Source organism: Eubacteriaceae bacterium ES3, assembly GCA_030586155.1.
Classification (GTDB): domain Bacteria; phylum Bacillota; class Clostridia; order Eubacteriales; family Eubacteriaceae; genus Acetobacterium.
The window spans coordinates 2,894,462-2,912,296 of sequence record CP130741.1; the positions used below are offsets into that span (position 1 = coordinate 2,894,462).

The window sequence follows — 17,835 nt, forward strand, 5'->3', positions numbered from 1 at the left end:
GCCCGGACATAATCCGGGCTTATTTTTTACGGCAGTTGATTTTGTTCATCGCTGCATCAATGCCTTCCTCTAACCAAATTTCGATTCCCCTGACTGCTTCGGTTACAGCTTCTGCCACTTTCGGCTGTTCTTCTTTTGCAAACTTTCCCAGGACAAAATGGACCAGATCAAGTCCTTCTTTGGGACCGCCAATTCCCATCCGAACGCGCGCAAAATCACGGCTGCCCAACCCGGAAATAATTGAACGCATCCCGTTATGGGTTCCTGGGCCGCCGTTTTTGCGAATTCGGATATCGCCAAAAGAAAGATCAATATCATCGTAAACAACCAGCAGGTCTTCCGGCTCAGCATCGTAGTAATCAAGTAGCCCAGCAACACAAAGACCGCTGTTGTTCATATAGGTAGTAGGCTTGACCAGCATGACCTTCTGACCGTTTTCAAAAAAACTAACGGTCAGTCCATGCTGTTCTTTTTTAGATATCTCCAGCCCCTTTTTCCGGGCATAGGCCTCGACTACCATAAACCCGATATTATGACGGGTATCTTCGTAATCTTTCCCTATATTTCCCAGTCCAACAATAATTTGCATCTTATACGTAACGTCCCACAAACAACTTGCTCAGCGAACGACCAAAATGTACATAGTCAATAGCACGACCAAACAGAACACCAGTTGAGAGAATCTTAATTTTATCAATCTGTTTTTCTTCCGGAATATCCAGGGTATTTAAAGTGATCAGCTCTTTAATTGCCGATTTTTCAATTCGTTCAATCGCTGGACCCGAGAACACACCATGACTGCAGGCCGCATATACAGAGTTAGCGCCCATCTCCATCAGGGCATTAGCCCCAGTCGTTATCGTTCCTGCCGTATCAATCATATCATCGATCAGAATACAGTTCTTGCCTTCGACATCCCCAATAACATTCATAACTGAAGTTTCATTTGGTTTTGGACGTTCCTTATCAATGATGGCAAAAGAACAATTCAGGCTTCGAGCCAGTTTACGTGACCGCTTTACACTACCGGCGTCAGGTGAAACAACAACCATATTATCCAGGTTCATTTCTTTGTAATACTCAGTAATCAGCCCGCCTCCAGTCAGATGATCTAGAGGGATATCAAAAAATCCCTGAATCTGGTTAGAGTGGAGATCCATCGTGATGACGCGATCCGCACCGGCTGTTGTCAAAAGATTGGCTACCAGTTTAGCGGTAATTGGATCTCTCGATTTTGCTTTACGATCCTGTCGGGCATACCCATAATATGGGATTACTGCATTAATACGACCAGCGGAGGCTCGTTTCATTGAATCAATCAGAATTAGAAGCTCCATCAGGTTCTCATTAACCGGATTACCGGTTGACTGAATCACAAAAACATCAGCTCCACGTACCGATTCATAAACATTAACCCCAATTTCACCATCGCTGAAATGTACGACTTCCGCATTGCAAAGCTGTACTTCCAGATATTCTGCAATCTCTTTAGCTAATGCCTTATTTGAATTCCCTGAAATAATCTTAATACCGCTGTACTTTCCATCCATAATTTTCTTACCTCTTCTTTTTTTCTTAATAGTTGATGTGTGATATAAACATTTTTATCGCAAATTAATATTTACGTTATTTTTTCTTTTTCAGATAACCGACCTTATTGACCTGGCGGCATCTGGCAATGGCCAAGGAATCCTCCGGAACTTCGTCGGTAATGGTTGACCCGGCGGCAATATAGGAGCCTTTCTTAACGGTTACCGGGGCAATCAGATTGGTATTGCAACCCACGAAAGCCTGATCTTCAACGACTGTGCGATATTTCTTTTTACCGTCATAGTTGACAAAAACCGTCCCGCAACCCAGATTCACCCCTTCGCCCACATCCCCGTCACCAATATAGGTTAAATGGGAAGCTTTGGAATGGTCACCCATGTTGGAATTTTTAACTTCCACAAAATCACCAACCTTACAGCCTTTACCAATGGCGCTGCCGGGCCGGATATAAGCAAAGGGGCCAACCTTTGTTTCATCATCGATTGAGCTCTCAAGCACAGTTGACTGCTCAACGGTAACCCGATTTCCAATCACTGCATCTCTAAGTCTTGAATGGGGGCCGATTACTGAATCTTCACCAATCACGGTTTTACCTTCCAGCATGGTTCCCGGTAAAATAACAGCATCAGCCACAATTTTAACCTCCGGTCCAATATAGCTGGTAGCCGGATCAATCATAATCACACCGGACTCCATCAAGGCTGTATTGATCCGCTTTCTCATCAGGGTTTCGGCCTCTGCCAGTTGAACTTTGGAATTAATCGCCGCAATATCATCGGGATCCTCCGTCTTAAAAGTACCGGCTTTACGACCATTTTTCCTGATAATCTCAATGACATCGGTCAGATAGTATTCCCCCGCAGCATTATTGGTTTTGACTTCTTTTAATGCTGCTGTCAAAGCCTGAGCATCAAAGCAGTACATTCCTGAATTAATTTCTCGAATCTGTTTCTGCAGATCGCTGGCATCTTTTTCTTCAACAATTGAGAGCAGTTCACCCTCCTGATTCTTGATCATCCGACCATAACCATAGGGATCAGCGAATTCGGCCGTTAAAACTGTCGCTGCATATCCTTTTTCCTGATGCATATCTGCGAGTCCTGACAAGGTCTCACTCCTGGTAAATGGAGCATCTCCCACCAGCACCATCAGGTTCCCTGAAAATTCTTCAAAGAACGGCAGTGCCGTCATTACGGCATGGGCCGTTCCCAGCTGCTCTTCCTGGCGGTATGTTTTAATCTCTTCGGGTAAAGTAGCCTGCACCCGCTCAGCCTGACAGCCAACAATGACTGCGATAGCCTGCGCGCCTGCCGTTTTGGCATTATCAATCACATACTCAAGGATTGGCTTACCACATAGTCTGTGCAACACTTTTGCTTCTTTAGACCGCATCCGTGTGCCCTGGCCGGCAGCCAGTATCAAAACCTTCGTATTTTTCATGTATTTCTTCCTTCTATTTAATCATAAACGACAAAAAAAGGGGAAGCTGCTTCCCCTTTATAAAATATCGTTCATGTGTTCTATTCTTCTTCGTAGTCCACTTCCAGTTCAACATTTGCTCCTTCAATGCTTTCAGCACTACTTTCTTCCTGCTCAACAGCAAGATCATATGCTCTGAGTACGCTTTCCTGCATTTGACGACGGGTACCCATATTGATGGGATGGGCAATATCCTTGAATTCACCGTCTGGTGTTTTTCGACTGGGCATTGCAATAAAAAATCCACTTTGTCCCTCGATAACCTTGATGTCATGCACAACAAACTGGTCATCAAAGGTTACTGAGACAATTGCTCTCATTTTTCCCTCTGGATACGTTTTCCGTACTCTTACGTCCGTAATTTCCATCTGCTTAAGCCTCCCCTATTGAAATAAAGTCATATGTCCTGATTCTATCTATATCCTACCATAATTTAAAGAATTTTGAAACAAAAACATCATAGTTTTTTGCGAATTTTATACTGAAGGGGGCTCAGTTTAAAAGCAAAATTTCTTAAACGCCGGTTTCATAGATTTCAATCATCAATTTCCCTTCACCTAATTGCTCATCATCAACAATCAATAAAGGCGTGAACGTTGAAATCAGTTTTTCCTGGGGAGTCCTGGTTGCAAAAATAACAGAAACATCACAGACCTCCGCACCAACTTCTTCCATAAGGCTAACCATACCTTTAGCAGTCCCGCCGCCTTTCATAAAGTCATCGATAATCAGAACTTTCTTCTGATTCAAATCAATCCGACGGCTTAAATACATGGTGGATATTTTATTGGAAGATCCCGATATATAGTTGACACTAATGGTCGATCCTTCAGTGACACGATTGGACCGCCTGATCAGAACCACCGGCACATTGAGAAAATGCGCTGCTTCCATGGCTGTCGGGATTCCTTTTGTTTCAGTAGTAACAACGTAATCGATCCCCTTTTCAAAATAGCGGGAAGCAATTATTCGACCAATATTTTTGGAATATCGGGGATTAGACAAAATATCACTGTAATAAACAAAACCACCGTGAATCTGCCGACGCGGTTCTTTTAATAGTTCTGCTATTTCTAACAGAATCCGTTTTGATTCCTGCTCTGAAACTTCCGGATAATAAACGACACCGCCGGAAGCACCAGAAAAAGTGTGTACCCGACCTTCATTCAGTTTTAAGAATGCTTCTTTGACGATAGCAATATCCTCACACACGCTGGATTTCCCAGCATCCAGAAGCTTTGCAAAATAATTGTAACTAAATACCTCATTAGGATGATCTGCTAAAATCTTTGTAATTATACTGATTCTTTCATTTTTTTTCATCATTCACCATCTTCGAAAAAATCCGAACGTTTTTTCCTTATGTCATAATTTTATTCGTGTTTTTTAAAAAAAGCAAGTGATTTTTAAACTTTACTAGCCTTTATCAGTTATGATATAATTCTCAACAGAATTTCTAAATGAACTTTCCCATTCTAACGGGAAAATCTTCAAAACAAGTATCTTAAATTCTGCAGATTTCATATTGCATTTACAAAGCACTGTTAAAACAGCGTTTTCTTTTCTGATTACCCGTATTGAATTAAGAAAATTTTAAGTTATAAGGAGCTATCCATTTGAAAGCACAACTCGAAAAAGCATGTAATCGTCCTGTCCACAAACTTTTTTTTATCGGTATCGGCGGCAGCAGCATGAGTGGTCTGGCCACAATGTCCCTGACCGAAGGTTTTACTGTAGAGGGTTCCGACATGGTCTCATCGGGCTATACTGAAAAGCTCGAAAACCTGGGCGTTACCGTCCACATCGGGCATGATTACAATAATATCCCTGCTGATACCGATTGCGTCATTTATTCCGCAGCCATTCACGAGGACAACCCTGATATGGTCAGAGCTACCGATCTGGGCTTACCCAAAATCGAGCGCTCCAGTTACCTGGGTCTCTTTTCTCATATTTTTGATAAAACCATCGCGGTTTCAGGAACGCACGGTAAAACCACCACATCTTCGATGGTGGCAACCCTTCTGCTTCACGCCGATCTGCACCCAAGCATGAGTATTGGTGGTAAGCTTGATGAATTTGGGGGCAATGCCTTAATCGACGGAAAAGATTATTTTGTCGTCGAAGCCTGCGAATATGTCGACAGTTTTCTTAAAACAAGTCATTCCATTGGTATTATCACCAATATTGAAGAAGACCATTTGGACTATTTTAAAGACGGCCTGCCTCAAATCAAAGAATCTTTCCATAATTTCGGCAAAATCCTGCCAGCTGACGGTCTGATGATTGCATACGGTGATTCTGAGGTCGTTCTTGATACTGTAAAAGATCTGACTGCTCCAGTTGTCACCTACGGAATAGATACAAAAAACGACTGGTATGCCGGAAATATTCAGTACGATCAAGTCGGAAAGCCAGAATTTGATGTTTACAAAGAAGGCACTTTATACGGCCATTATTCGCTGATTGTTCCAGGTGAACACAACGTTTTAAATGCCTTGTCCGCCATTATCTGCGGTGACTTTCTGGGCATTCCAGCAGCAACCTCAATCGATGCGCTCAGCCGTTTCAGCGGTGCTAAAAGACGGTTTGAATTCCGTGGCCAGGTCAATGGCATCAATGTTTATGAGGATTACGCCCATCACCCCACCGAATTAAAAGTGGTGGTCGATGCTTCCCTTAATTATGATCATAATAATCTCTGGGTGGTCTTCCAGCCCCACACATATTCGCGCACCTACTTTTTCTTCGACGAATTTGTAGATGCCTTTGCCAAAGCCGACTATGTCATTCTTAACGATATTTATTCTGACCGTGAAGGCAATGACTGGAACATCTACTCCGAAGACCTGGAAAAAGCCATTACCGAAAAATACGGCATCGAAACGGTGACTATTTCCGAATTCTCCGACATCATCAAGCACCTCAGTAATCGCTTGAAACCAGGCGACCTGGTTCTGGTTGCCGGGTCTCAGACGATCAATCGGGTAGCCTTTGATCTGGTCGATCATTTAAAAGAAAAATATCAGGCTTAACTTCATCGCCGTCTGCAGTATTCTGAAATTTAAGCAGCCAGTTGTTAACTGGCTTTCAGTGTGTCAATAAACACCGTCCCGACAAATGACCAAGGGGTAAGACCCTTGAATTTCCTAGGCTGCTGCGGTTTCGTACAGTTGCAATAATTGGATTGGCTAAATATCAGAATTTCTGTGCAACTGTTCGCCCCGATGCAGCCAACTGAAAAGCCAATTGTCGGTACTCAGTTGGAATAATTGACTTTTTTGACAGTCTAGAAGCCAGTTGTTAACTGGCTTTTTTATCGGTTAAACCGAATTTAAAGGAGTCTTATGCATCCGCTTATCCAAATTTCAAACCTGCAAATCCCCAGTTTTGGGATTCTGTTTTTGATCGGCTCTGTCGCCGCATTTCTGTTATCGATTCTAACCGCCCGAAAATATCAGCTACCAAGCATGGATATCATCTTTTTCGGTTTATTTGGGCTGGTTGGTGGAATAATCGGCGCCAAGTTAATCTATCTGCTGCTTAATATAGGGGCCTTGATTACTGATCCCCTCAACACTTTAATGACGCTTATGTATGGCGGCTCAGTGTTTTTTGGCGGGCTTTTAGGGGGAATCCTGGGCGGCTATTTCTATTGCCGAATTTATAAGCTTGATCCGGTTGTTTTTTTTGATGCCGCTGCCCCCTGCATCGTTTTGGCCCAAGCCTTCGGGCGAATCGGCTGTTTTTTAAACGGCTGCTGCTACGGCATCCCCTATAACGGAATCTGTTCTGTAACTTATCCCGATGGCGCCTACCCGCCATCGGGTATTGCACTTTTCCCCACCCAACTGACAGAATCCTTTTTTTTGTTTATCTTCTGTATCTTTTTACTCATCTATCTGAAAAAATCCCATCATCCAGGTTATACTACCGGTATTTATCTATGCGGCTATGGGTTTTTTCGCTTTCTGATAGAATTTTTAAGAAATGATCCCCGAGGAGGCTTTTTATTCTTTTCAACTTCACAATGGCTGGGAATGATTGCTTTTATAATCGGAATACTATTTTTTATGAATATTCCTCAGCGTATTTTAATAAAACACCGAAATTCTTAAACATTTAAGGGTATACTAGTAATGTAAACATATAAGGAGGTAGTATATGATGTACGAGTACAATACTATTATGGGCAATTCCATGCCCCACAGTTCACAATCAGAATTTATGCTAGAATTTCTTCCGGTCTTTTTATCTATTCTTTCTGTAATTATCGTGATCAGCCTGATTATCGGTATAATTACCTATGTTTTTAACTCAATCGGCCTCTACACCATGGCCAAAAACCGTCAGATCGACCATGCCTGGCTGGCCTGGATCCCCATCGCCAGTAATTATATCTTTGGCGATCTGATAAACGATGAAGTCACACTTGGTTCACTGCATATTCCCTATGCCAAAATATTCCTGACACTCTCATCTTTTGCCTTAGCCTTTGTCAGCACCATTCTTGGTTTAATCCCTTATCTGGGGGCTATTCTGTCAATCCTCTTGTCAATCGCCTTTGCTGTTTACTATTTTACCGCCTTGTACTGGCTGTATAATATTTATGCTAAAAAACATGCGGTTCTGCTTTTGGTCTTAAGTATTATTTTTCCTTTTCTTGGTCCTATTTTCATCTTTGCGATCAGAAACCACCCAGCCCATGACGAACGACAATCGGAGGTTCAAACGATTTACAGCAGTATCGATGATAAATCTATTATTGCCCTGAGTTTAGGGAGCATTTCTATCGTTAGTGCCATCCCACTGATGGGAAGCGGTTTTTTAACCGGAGCGATCGGGATGATTTTTGCAATCATCGCAATGAAGGAGCTCAAAGAGACCGACGCACCGCACACCATGGCACTGGCAGGGCTGATCTGTTCAATTATCGGTCTGGCTTTGACCGTTATCGTCATGATGGCCTGTATCGCCTGTATTGGGGTGGGGACTACCGGGCTGATTAATGAACTAAGTAATGGTTTCTCCAACAATATAAATACTTATTTATATTGATGAGGTGCCTGCCATGAACGCTCAATACGGTCTGGTACTCGGTGGCGGTGGCGCCAAGGGAGCCTTCGAAATCGGTGTCTGGCGTGCCCTGAAGGAACAGAATATTGAAATCGGGGCAGCGATTGGCACCTCAGTTGGCGCTCTCAACGCAGCTATCATCGCTCAGAATAATTTTGAACTGGCTTATTCATTCTGGTCTAATTTAACTGTCTCTCAGGTCCTTGAATTTAATAATCAGGTCCAGCAGAATTATCAGGAAAAATGGTCCCACGAGAATTTTGAAGCCTTCCGCAGCGGCTTTTTATCCCTGATTTTTGAAGGCGGTTTGAATATAACACCACTCAGAAATAATCTGGAAGCCCTGATTAGTGAAGAGGCTGTCAGGAGCTCACCCATTCGCTTCGGCCTGGTAACTGTTGATTTAACAAATCTGAAACCTCGCCAGCTGATGATCGAGGAAATTCCGGAAGGACAACTTCATGACTATCTACTGGCCAGTTCGGCACTTCCAGTCTTCAAAAAACAGGAGATCGACGGCAATGTCTTTCTGGACGGCGGGTTTTTTGATAATGTACCGGTTAATTTTATGGCCTCCCAGGGCTTTGAAAAAATTATTGCCGTAGAATTGCCGGTGTTCGGCATCAAGAGACCCCTGCAAAAACAAACAATTGAACAAATCAATATCAGCAGCAGTCAGATTCGCGGTGGTATGCTTAATTTTAACGAGGAAAACATACAGGCCAATATTGAACTGGGTTATCTGGAAGGATTAAAAGCACTTGGGGTCTTAACCGGCAATATATTCTATTTGAATCAAAACCTTGAAAGTCCTGTCTACGAGCACTTTTCAATCCATATCGGTCAGCACTTGATTTCACCTGCCCTAAACAAAAAGATGAATTCGCTTTTGTCACTTCCACCTGAAAGCAGTCCGGAAATGATTATTAAAAAACTGACTGAACTTCATAAACGAACAGAATTTAAAAATTTTGAACTGGCACCCTCCATGCTGGAAATCACCGGAAAAGTTCTGGGCATAAAAAAAACGCAGATCTACCGCCCCGATGCACTGATCCATGAAATTCTAAGCCAGCTTCATGATTTCCTTGAAGATGATCGTGAACTGCTTATCTCTCCGGGACTGATCAATAATCTGACCAAGCCAGGTCTTAATAAAGTACTCCCGCATTTTTCAGTTCAATATTTTGTCTTTCTAATGTTGCGTGATGATCTTCCAATTGAGAGAATGGCCTGGTTCACCCATCTGTTCACCCCGGAAATGATTCTCGCTGCCGTATGCCTGTTAAACATTCACACCAGTATTAGAAAAGTTATCAACTAATTTAAAAAAAGCTTTCAAATGGATAAAGCCATTTGAAAGCTTGATACTAACGTCCGCAGCATTTTTTATATTTCTTACCGGAGCCACAGGGGCAAGGATCATTTCGGCCAACTTTTTCGCCTTTTACTACAGTTTTTGACCGTTTAAATTCTTTGGTCAGGTCTTCTCTTTCTGCAAGAGAAAAAATATTATCCCATTCTTCAAGCTCATAAAGCCATTCTGCCGGAACCGCCAGCATATTCTTATAAAGCATGGCAAAATCAATTTCCAGCCTAATCTGCGAATCCTCCTGGGTTTCAGCCAAGTCAAGCGGCGTCACAATACTTTCATTAATGCCATCCAGAAAGCCCATAAACTGAGGCAGAACCATCTTGCTTTCAGCCGCCAGTTCTGAAACCTTTCCTTCAATTACTGCTCTTTTATTTTTTAGAATATCCTGATACAGTACTTTTTCTTCCAAACAGTACTGTTGCCAGAAGGCATCCTGTTCCTCTTCAGTCTGTGAATGCTCCTCGATATAATTTTTCCATTCTTCGTATAAACTCATCGTATCTCTCCTACATTGATTTCTTTGCCTATTATACCTTAAATCATATTTCAGGTCACGAGATATTTTATCAACTTGTTCTTAAGCCTGATACTTCAGTCTGCAATTTATTTTCTTTGTTCATTTAATTTAGAATCGATCTTGATTTCGTCTCTGTTAGAGCGTATAATTAAAATATTATATTAAAGCAAATCTTAGCGAAATGATTTCTGGTTAATTCCACTATTTCTTTCGCATTTACCAAAAACAAAACATTCAGGAGGACTAACATGGCAATTGTTTGGACAAAAGACTTATCAGTAGGTGTTGACAGTATTGATGCTCAGCATCAGCAACTTTTTAAAATGGCTGACGAATTATTCGATGCCGGTAAAGCCGGTAAATCAAAGGAAAAAGTTGGCGAATTACTTACTTTTCTGGGCAACTACACCAAGCAGCATTTCAATGATGAAGAAGCCTACATGAAGAGCATTAATTATCCCGGCCTGGCTGAACAACAGGCAGCTCACAAAGCTTTTATCAACGAACTGGGTAAACTGCAGGATGAATACAATAAATCCGGCAGCAATATCTCTGTCATTATCAATGCCAACCAGATGGTCGTAGACTGGCTGACCCGACATATTTCCGGTATGGATAAAAAGATCGGTGCCCATCAATAATTAAACTAATGTTCATATGCGTTTCCAGAAATTTTCAGCTATTCCTGAAAATCTGACGGAAGCGTTTTTTTATGCTTTAAACTCGTACAAATAATTAATCCTCTTGACCTGATTTTTAATACCATGTTTTTAGTTGCCTATTTAAGGGTTAAAGGATACAATAGAAATAATTTGTTAGAAAGGAAGCCATTGTTTTGAAACAATCTGAAAAAGTCAGAAGAAAACCGCTGACTTTAAGCGCAATACTCGTTAAAAATCTGGTGATTGCTTTTCTGACCGGGATCCTTGCTTTTATTTTTTTTGTTTTTATCCCGGATTTAAGCATTAACCAGTCTATTTATTATTTTGGCGGCGCCGTTTTTAGCGGCGGCCTGGGCTGTCTGATCTTCCTGGGTTTAACGTCTCGTAGAATAACTTACCTGAGAAACTTAAAGACCGGAAGTCTGGCCCTGGCCGAAGGCAAAAAAACAACACCACTGCGGGTGGAAGGCAATGATGAACTTGCCGATATTTCCCGTTCTATCAACAGCCTTTATCAGCAGCTTGATACCCAAACCCGATCAATCGATCATTTGAAAAGTGAAAACCGGCAGTTAATTACCAGTATTTCAAATGAGCTCTACCCTCTTATTACAACCTTAAACGGCTATCTGGAACGGATGCAGAAAGACCCTGACGCTGATATGCACTATCTGCAAACCATTCAGAAAAAGGCTGTCGAAATTCAGCACTTTGTGGAAGATGTTCTTAATGATGCATTTTCCGACAATCAGTCCACCTTCTATGAGTTTAAACTTTATGACGGACTGCCGCTGATTGACCAGTTCATTGAAAAAATCACCCCAGTACTTTCTGAAGCCGGATTTGAAATTGTGGTCGAAAACTGTCTCGACCAGCCCTTTTCGTTATGGATCGACAACCAGCAGCTATCACGAATTACCAGTGAGCTGACCGGTAATATAATAAAATTTGCTGACCAGGAAAAGCCAATTCATCTGGGCCTTATTCGCAATAAAAATGAAGTGCTGATGATTTTACGCAATAAAACCCTGCCCTATGCTAAGGAAGCTCTAAAACCTGAGTCTGACAGCCTCCAGCTATGTCAGAGAATCATTGAACGTCATCACGGACGAATCGATTATTACCATCTTAATCAGATGTTCAAAGTTGAAATGGCACTGCCGATTCATAGTAATACACCGGGGGAATCTACCTAGATTTACTAACACTTAGCTAAACTCCTGCAAAATATTTTCTCAGAAATGCTATAGAAAGACCAGAAAAAAGTCTTAACGTTTTCTGGTCTTTTAGTATTTTTATTCTTTTTTTAAAAGCCTTGTCACTTCCGCCACTTTCATCGGTCGGTAAAAATAATATCCCTGCACTTCGTCACAGCCGGACTCTTTTAAAAAGGCCAGCTGCTCAGCCGTTTCCACCCCTTCAGCCAAAACTTTCAGGTTAAGGATTTTTGCCAGCTGAATAATTGTTTTGGCAATCGGCCGATTTTTGGGGTTTTCATCAAGTTCTCTGATAAAGGCAATATCCATTTTTATTCGATCAAAGGGGAGATTTTTTATCCGGTTCAAAGAAGAATATTCGACCCCAAAATCATCAATGGCAATGGTCACACCAAGTTCTTTCAGACCATTAAGAACCGAAATGGTTTCCTGATCACTTGTAAATGCCAGCGTTTCAGTTATTTCCAGTTCCAGCAGTTCAGGTAAAATATCGTTACCAGCCAGGTTGTTTCTGATAATTTCAATAAGCTCAACATTTTCCAGCTGCTCACTGGAAAGATTAACTGCCACCGGAACCAACTGAAAACACAGCTCCTGCCAATTCTTCAACTGTCGACAGGCTGTTTCAATAACCCATCGGTCAATTGGCTTCATCAAACCCGGATGCTTCATCGCCAGGGGAATAAAAAGCCCCGGGCTCATCAAGCCCATCTCCGGATGATTCCAGCGGATCAAAGCTTCAATACCATTAATTTCCATCGTTTCCAGGCTGACCTGCGGCTGATAATAAAGCTCAAGTTCTTCTCTTTCGATGGCCCGATATAAATCATTTGTCAGCCGGGTCTTTAATTTTAGATCTTCCTTCAAATCCGGCGAGCAGACTGTCACCTGATTCTTCCCGAAATCTTTAGAATGATACATGGAAAGGTCTGCATTTTTGATCAGTGTATCCGGATCTTCACCATCCTCTGGATATAATGAAACCCCTATGCTGACAGTAATATAGAGTTCCTGCCCACCCAAATTAATCGGCGCTGAAAAAACCGACATAATATTATCAATGATATGGTCAAGATCATTTAAATCATAAATCTCGCTGAGCATAATCAGAAATTCATCTCCGCCAAAACGGCTGACTATATCATTTCTGCGTACTTTTTTACTGAGTCGATGTCCCACTTCAATCAACAACTGGTCACCGACGTTATGTCCAAGTGTATCATTGATTGCCTTAAAACCGTCAATATCCAGAAAAACAACCGCAACAGAGGCTCGTTTTATAATCGCCTCATGAATTTCCATTGACAGCTGTTCATTATAAAGAACCCGATTAGGTAGTCCCGTAAGGGCGTCAAAATAGGCCATGTGCCTGATACTCTCTTCCGACTCCAACTTATTAAAGGCGTCAATTAAAAGGTTGCTGATAATTTTTATGCTGTTAACCTGACTATCATGCCAGATCACCTTTTCGTTAAGATATTCTACCTGTAGGGCTCCAATATTTTTGTAACTGCTGACCGGTGCAACGTAAAACGATTTGAGTTCAGGCGACAGTAAATATTGCGATTCAGCAGCATCCGGAGCAAAGATACTCCGGTCTTTTAATATCAAGGGTATTAACCATGTTGGATCAGAACAATCCGACAAAACATCCTGGCGATGCCATTGATATTCTTTTGCTACCACTTCAGCTGAATCAAAAAAACGGAGACATAGTCTATCGCTTTTCAAAAAGTCACTATACCGTTTTAACAGACTGATCACTTTATGCTCCTGATTTTCTTCACTGATATTAATCAGATCCGAAGAAATGTCGGAAATCAGTTTCTGCAAGCGAATCTGTTCTTCATTCTCTCTCAACCTCTTAAGAAAAATTCGATTGACATAGATCGCCACTGATAAAAAAAGCAGGACAAAGATGATCCTGTTAAGATGATTTGAGGGAATAATCTTAATCAGCATGACCGGAGTTGCCATCCATAAAAGCACGAGCGAAATCAGATAAAATGCGCCCACCAGAATCAGGTATTTTTCATTTCGAAAAGGAATTAACAGAATAATAAAAACGATGGGGGCTGCCCAAACAGTTACTCCCGCAAAGGCCTGATAATAGAACAGAACAAAGGGAATACTCATGGATAGAATGGCAATCAAAAGTAAATCCTTATCCGCGTCTTTAATTGAGGAAGCTTGAATCAATAATATAGCCATCCCCATTATCAACAGCAAAACGCTGGGTAACAGCGCCTGCCACAAAGGGAAACCCATTAAGAAATAGGCAGATATAAAGTTGGTATTAGCGCCAATTAAATATGCAATCATTAAATATCGATAAATCGTCCGATGGGTATATTGATTGAGGATCTCTCCATCTTTCACTGTAATTTTCTTTTTTTCCACCGTCATCAAATCATAATGTTTAACTGAAAAAAGAATTGCTGAAACAGGTATCAATATAATGGCTACTGCCAGTTGCGGTGTTGCTTCGTGACTGATGGAATTGAAAATAATATCTGTATGACTGCCTAAAATCAGAGCAAATAGAAAAGTGGCAAAAATTAAAAGCAGTGCTCTTCTTGTTTTGCCAGTCTCCCTAATTCCGGTTATTAAAAAAAGCAGCAGACTTAGAAAAGAATATGTCAGGTAATAAAGATTGAAAAAAATATCCAGGCCGTTATTCTGCGAATGATTAACCCAGCCACTTGGCGACAGAATCAGCATATACTGATTAAGAGCACTTGGCTGATATAAAGCAAAAAATACAATTATAATAAGTGCTGGGAGGTATAAGAGCAGCAACAAAGGAGTTGCTCTAAGCTTTTTTGCCTGATTTGTCAATACCAGCGTAAAATGCAAAAGAAAACTGTACATACTTCCCCAACCAAAAGCAGCTACCCGCCGCCAAATAAGGGCAGTTTCCATTGTCTGAGCCGAATTAGCAATGGAAAATGAAAAAGACCAGATCCCCAATGATAAGCAGAGCCCCAAAAATGTTAATTTCCGCTCCTGACTGTTATCTTTAAACAAGATATAAAAGCCGAGAAAAGTATATCCGATAAAAGCAAAATAAAATATCAGCGAATAGATTATGGGTAAAGGCATGCTTCAAACCTCCTGGAAGCAGTTTATACATATATACCCGATACCGTTCTGTTCTATCCCGGATTCTGTTTTTAATTTATCATCTAATAAAAAAAGTTCACCCATCGGATGAACTTTTTAAATTATGCTGCCGGCGCTCTTCGACCAACCAGCAGGCCGACTACCCGTGTGCCCTCCTTTATTGGAGCCACATCAAAAATTACCGGTTGTTTGGTGACCTTACTGACTGTTTCTTCAGAAACCGCTGGTTGGCCCTCAAGACCCACGTCGTACCAGTATTCACCCCAGGAATCAAATTCGCCCTGACCATTTAAATATCTGGCATGTCCATTTAAATCCATAACTGCAACATCCTGGTAACCGATGTCCTTAACTTCTGTAGCCATTGCTTCGATTTGAATTTCCCAATCCATGCTGATGGCAGCTGAGCTTTTCGACAATTCCCTAAGTTTCACTGCCATCGGATTATCAATACTTTCTTTCTTTTGTTCCTCAGCTTTCAGCTTAAAGGCTCCGATCATCTGTTTTAGCATCTCTGCCTGACTGGATAATTCCTGGCTCGAAGCAGCACTCTCTTCCGATGTGGCAGCATTACTCTGAACCACCGTTGAAACCTGTTCAATCCCTTTGGTAATCTGAGCAATTTCTGTCGCCTGTTCATTAGAAGCCTGTGCAATTTGGCCGACCAGCTGGGTCACCTTTTCAATTTCCGAGAGAATTTCTTCTAAACTGATTGCCGTTTCATCAGCAATTTTAGTTCCTGCTGCAACTTTATCGATAGAACCTTCTATAAGCGCCGTCGTTTCCCTGGCTGCTTCGGCACTGCGGGCTGCCAGTGTTCTTACTTCTTCCGCTACTACAGCAAAACCTTTTCCATGCTCGCCAGCACGAGCTGCCTCAACTGCTGCATTTAAAGCTAAAATATTGGTTTGAAAAGCGATATCGTCAATCACCCGAATGATTTTCACAATATTATCAGATGCTTCGTTAATCTCTGCCATCGCCGAAATCATGCTGACCATCTGTCTGTTTCCAGCTTCAGCACTGCCATGTACCCCAAGCGCACGCTCACTGGCTTCTGCCGCATGAACAGCATTTTTCCTGGTTTCTCCTGCTACTTCTTCGATGGAAGCAGATAATTCTTCAATCGCACTGGCCTGTTCAGTGGTCCCCTGAGACAGCATTTGTGCCCCGTTTGATATTTGTGCTGCCCCGGATTCAACCTGACCGGCAGACAGCTCGATATCTTTCATGATCCCGCTTAGCTGGGTTGTAATCTCATTAATCACCACTTTAGACTGATTGAAGTCACCGTGATAATAATTTCTGATTTCATGATTTAAGTCACCTTGCCCAATTGAACTCAAAACATTAGTCAAATCCTGCACATAATTTTTCAAAAATCCGATGGTACGATTTAAATTTTCCTTAATATGACCATACTGCCCTTCAAACTCACCTTCCATAACCACATTGAGATTTCCTCTGGAAAGCTGATCCATTGTTTTCGATGCCAGCTGTATCGGTTCAATAACCGCATCCATGGTCCGGTTAAATCCTTCAATGATCTTCGCATAGCCGCCTTCAAAACGCTTGGCATCCCCTCGATGATCAAGATCACCTTTAACTGCAAGTCGCGTCATCTCATCCGCTTCGGCAATCAGATCCTGAATATTTTCAATCATCTGAATCAGTTCTGGAACAAATTCATCATTGTCAGAGCGTTTGCCGATTTTTACTAATTCATCATAATCGGAAAGATCACCCCGTGAAACATGATTTACAATCCCCTGTATATAAGTAAGTTTGCTCTGGATATCATTTACAGAATTTTTAAGATTGTCATAAATGCCCAAATATTCTCCTTCTATTTGGGTTAGAAAATCATTATTCATAAGCTTATTAAGAACCTCTCCGGTCTCAGTCAGGGCACCCAACCCATCAATACAGGCATTTATGTTTTCTTTTAGATTATTGAAGTCCCCCTTATAGGCTGTGGTAATTTTCGGTGGGATCTCACCTCTTCCAATTCGTTCAATCGCCTTATTGGCAACCTTTAAAGGCTTGATAAAAGTATTGATGACATTGTTAAGGGCAATGATCAAGTCTTTAAAAGCCCCACTGTAGTCATTGGTATTTCCCCGGTAATTGAGCTGTCCTTCTGTTGCCGCATTGCCAAAGTCCAGAATAGCCTGACGAATCCGGTTCATTTCTGTTAAGACTCCCTGCATCGAAACCGCCAGTACATCTTCTCCAGAACGCGGACTGATCGAAACGGAAAAATTACCGTGCGCCATTTGTTCGGCCGCTTCAGCCAGGGCGCGGTTATTCTCAATCACAACCTTCAGGGAAGCCATCAGTTCATCTAATTCATTGCGGCCATCCAAATCAATTTCCAGATCCAGTTTGCCCAGGATCAGATGATCCGCTATCTCTTTTAATTTTGCTATTTTTCTTTCAAATTTTTGGGAAATTGCCCAGGCGATAGCACCAGTAACCAGAATAATCAGAACAGCCACCACCAGTATCTGGCTGCGAAAGTTGGCCACCAAATCTGTAATTCCATCCGTTTGAGCCAACATTGAGTTTGTCGCCATAAAAGTCAGACTTCCCAATACAAGGATTGCTAGTACAATAAGACCCATTGTATAAAACAGCAATTGCGTTGAAATTCTGATCTTCGAAGTTGAACCTTCATTTGTTGCCTTTAAACCGGATTGCTGAACCGATTTAGTCATTAATTCTTTTTCCATATTTACCTCTATCTTTAAAACATTTAATCCGTATAACAGTATATCCCTTTGTTAAAATTTCATCAACTGTATTTTATGGTAAAATATATAACTTTTCTATGTT

14 protein-coding genes are annotated in these 17,835 nt (G+C 41.6%); 6 read left to right on the forward strand and 8 right to left on the reverse strand.

The genetic code is table 11. From position 1 onward, the window contains the following. Positions 1 to 19 precede the first annotated feature (19 nt). From pth to purR, 5 genes are all read right to left on the reverse strand, one after another. Entirely contained in the window at positions 20 to 589 is a 570-nt protein-coding gene (gene pth, locus Q5O24_13460; GenBank protein WKY47346.1) for an aminoacyl-tRNA hydrolase, read from the reverse strand. A 1-nt stretch (position 590) separates the two neighbouring features. Beyond that, a complete protein-coding gene (locus Q5O24_13465) occupies positions 591 to 1,550 on the reverse strand; it encodes a ribose-phosphate pyrophosphokinase (GenBank protein ID WKY47347.1) in 960 nt (319 codons plus the stop codon). A 76-nt stretch (positions 1,551 to 1,626) separates the two neighbouring features. Further along, positions 1,627 to 2,991, reverse strand: coding sequence for a bifunctional UDP-N-acetylglucosamine diphosphorylase/glucosamine-1-phosphate N-acetyltransferase GlmU (glmU, locus tag Q5O24_13470; GenBank protein ID WKY47348.1), 1,365 nt, complete (start codon positions 2,989 to 2,991; stop codon positions 1,627 to 1,629). Positions 2,992 to 3,071: 80 nt separating this feature from the next. Beyond that, entirely contained in the window at positions 3,072 to 3,398 is a 327-nt protein-coding gene (gene spoVG / locus Q5O24_13475; protein WKY47349.1) for a septation regulator SpoVG, read from the reverse strand. Positions 3,399 to 3,543: 145 nt separating this feature from the next. Continuing rightward, on the reverse strand, positions 3,544 to 4,356 hold the full coding sequence (purR, locus tag Q5O24_13480; GenBank protein WKY47350.1) for a pur operon repressor: 813 nt from the start codon (positions 4,354 to 4,356) through the stop codon (positions 3,544 to 3,546). Positions 4,357 to 4,646: 290 nt separating this feature from the next. On the opposite strand from purR, the gene murC reads away from it, so the two are divergent. The 4 genes from murC (at position 4,647) to Q5O24_13500 (ending at position 9,430) form a co-directional block, all read left to right on the forward strand. Beyond that, a complete protein-coding gene (gene murC / locus Q5O24_13485; GenBank protein ID WKY47351.1) occupies positions 4,647 to 6,065 on the forward strand; it encodes a UDP-N-acetylmuramate--L-alanine ligase in 1,419 nt (472 codons plus the stop codon). Positions 6,066 to 6,377: 312 nt separating this feature from the next. Beyond that, positions 6,378 to 7,148: a prolipoprotein diacylglyceryl transferase gene (locus tag Q5O24_13490; GenBank protein ID WKY47352.1), complete on the forward strand. Its 771-nt coding sequence runs from the start codon at positions 6,378 to 6,380 to the stop codon at positions 7,146 to 7,148. Between the two features lie 46 nt (positions 7,149 to 7,194). Beyond that, positions 7,195 to 8,088: a DUF4190 domain-containing protein gene (locus Q5O24_13495; GenBank protein WKY47353.1), complete on the forward strand. Its 894-nt coding sequence runs from the start codon at positions 7,195 to 7,197 to the stop codon at positions 8,086 to 8,088. Positions 8,089 to 8,101: 13 nt separating this feature from the next. After that, positions 8,102 to 9,430 carry a patatin-like phospholipase family protein gene (locus Q5O24_13500; GenBank protein WKY47354.1) on the forward strand — a complete coding sequence of 443 codons (1,329 nt, stop codon included), beginning with the start codon at positions 8,102 to 8,104 and terminating at the stop codon, positions 9,428 to 9,430. Between the two features lie 46 nt (positions 9,431 to 9,476). Here the strand turns inward: Q5O24_13500 and Q5O24_13505 are convergent, their stop codons facing one another. Beyond that, positions 9,477 to 9,977, reverse strand: coding sequence for an SEC-C metal-binding domain-containing protein (locus tag Q5O24_13505; GenBank protein ID WKY47355.1), 501 nt, complete (start codon positions 9,975 to 9,977; stop codon positions 9,477 to 9,479). 269 nt (positions 9,978 to 10,246) lie between these two features. Between Q5O24_13505 and Q5O24_13510 the strand changes: the two genes are divergently transcribed. Together Q5O24_13510 and Q5O24_13515 are read left to right on the forward strand one after the other, a co-directional pair. Beyond that, positions 10,247 to 10,639, forward strand: a complete 393-nt coding sequence (locus Q5O24_13510) for a bacteriohemerythrin (GenBank protein WKY47356.1) — start codon at positions 10,247 to 10,249, stop codon at positions 10,637 to 10,639. Between the two features lie 194 nt (positions 10,640 to 10,833). Further along, positions 10,834 to 11,856: a HAMP domain-containing protein gene (locus tag Q5O24_13515; GenBank protein ID WKY47357.1), complete on the forward strand. Its 1,023-nt coding sequence runs from the start codon at positions 10,834 to 10,836 to the stop codon at positions 11,854 to 11,856. 99 nt (positions 11,857 to 11,955) lie between these two features. On the opposite strand, the gene Q5O24_13520 is transcribed toward Q5O24_13515, so the two are convergent. Continuing rightward, positions 11,956 to 14,979 (reverse strand): EAL domain-containing protein, encoded by a 3,024-nt coding sequence (locus tag Q5O24_13520; GenBank protein WKY47358.1) that lies wholly within the window; start codon positions 14,977 to 14,979, stop codon positions 11,956 to 11,958. Positions 14,980 to 15,101: 122 nt separating this feature from the next. Then, positions 15,102 to 17,732 carry a methyl-accepting chemotaxis protein gene (locus Q5O24_13525; GenBank protein ID WKY47359.1) on the reverse strand — a complete coding sequence of 877 codons (2,631 nt, stop codon included), beginning with the start codon at positions 17,730 to 17,732 and terminating at the stop codon, positions 15,102 to 15,104. Between the last annotated feature and the right edge of the window lie 103 nt (positions 17,733 to 17,835).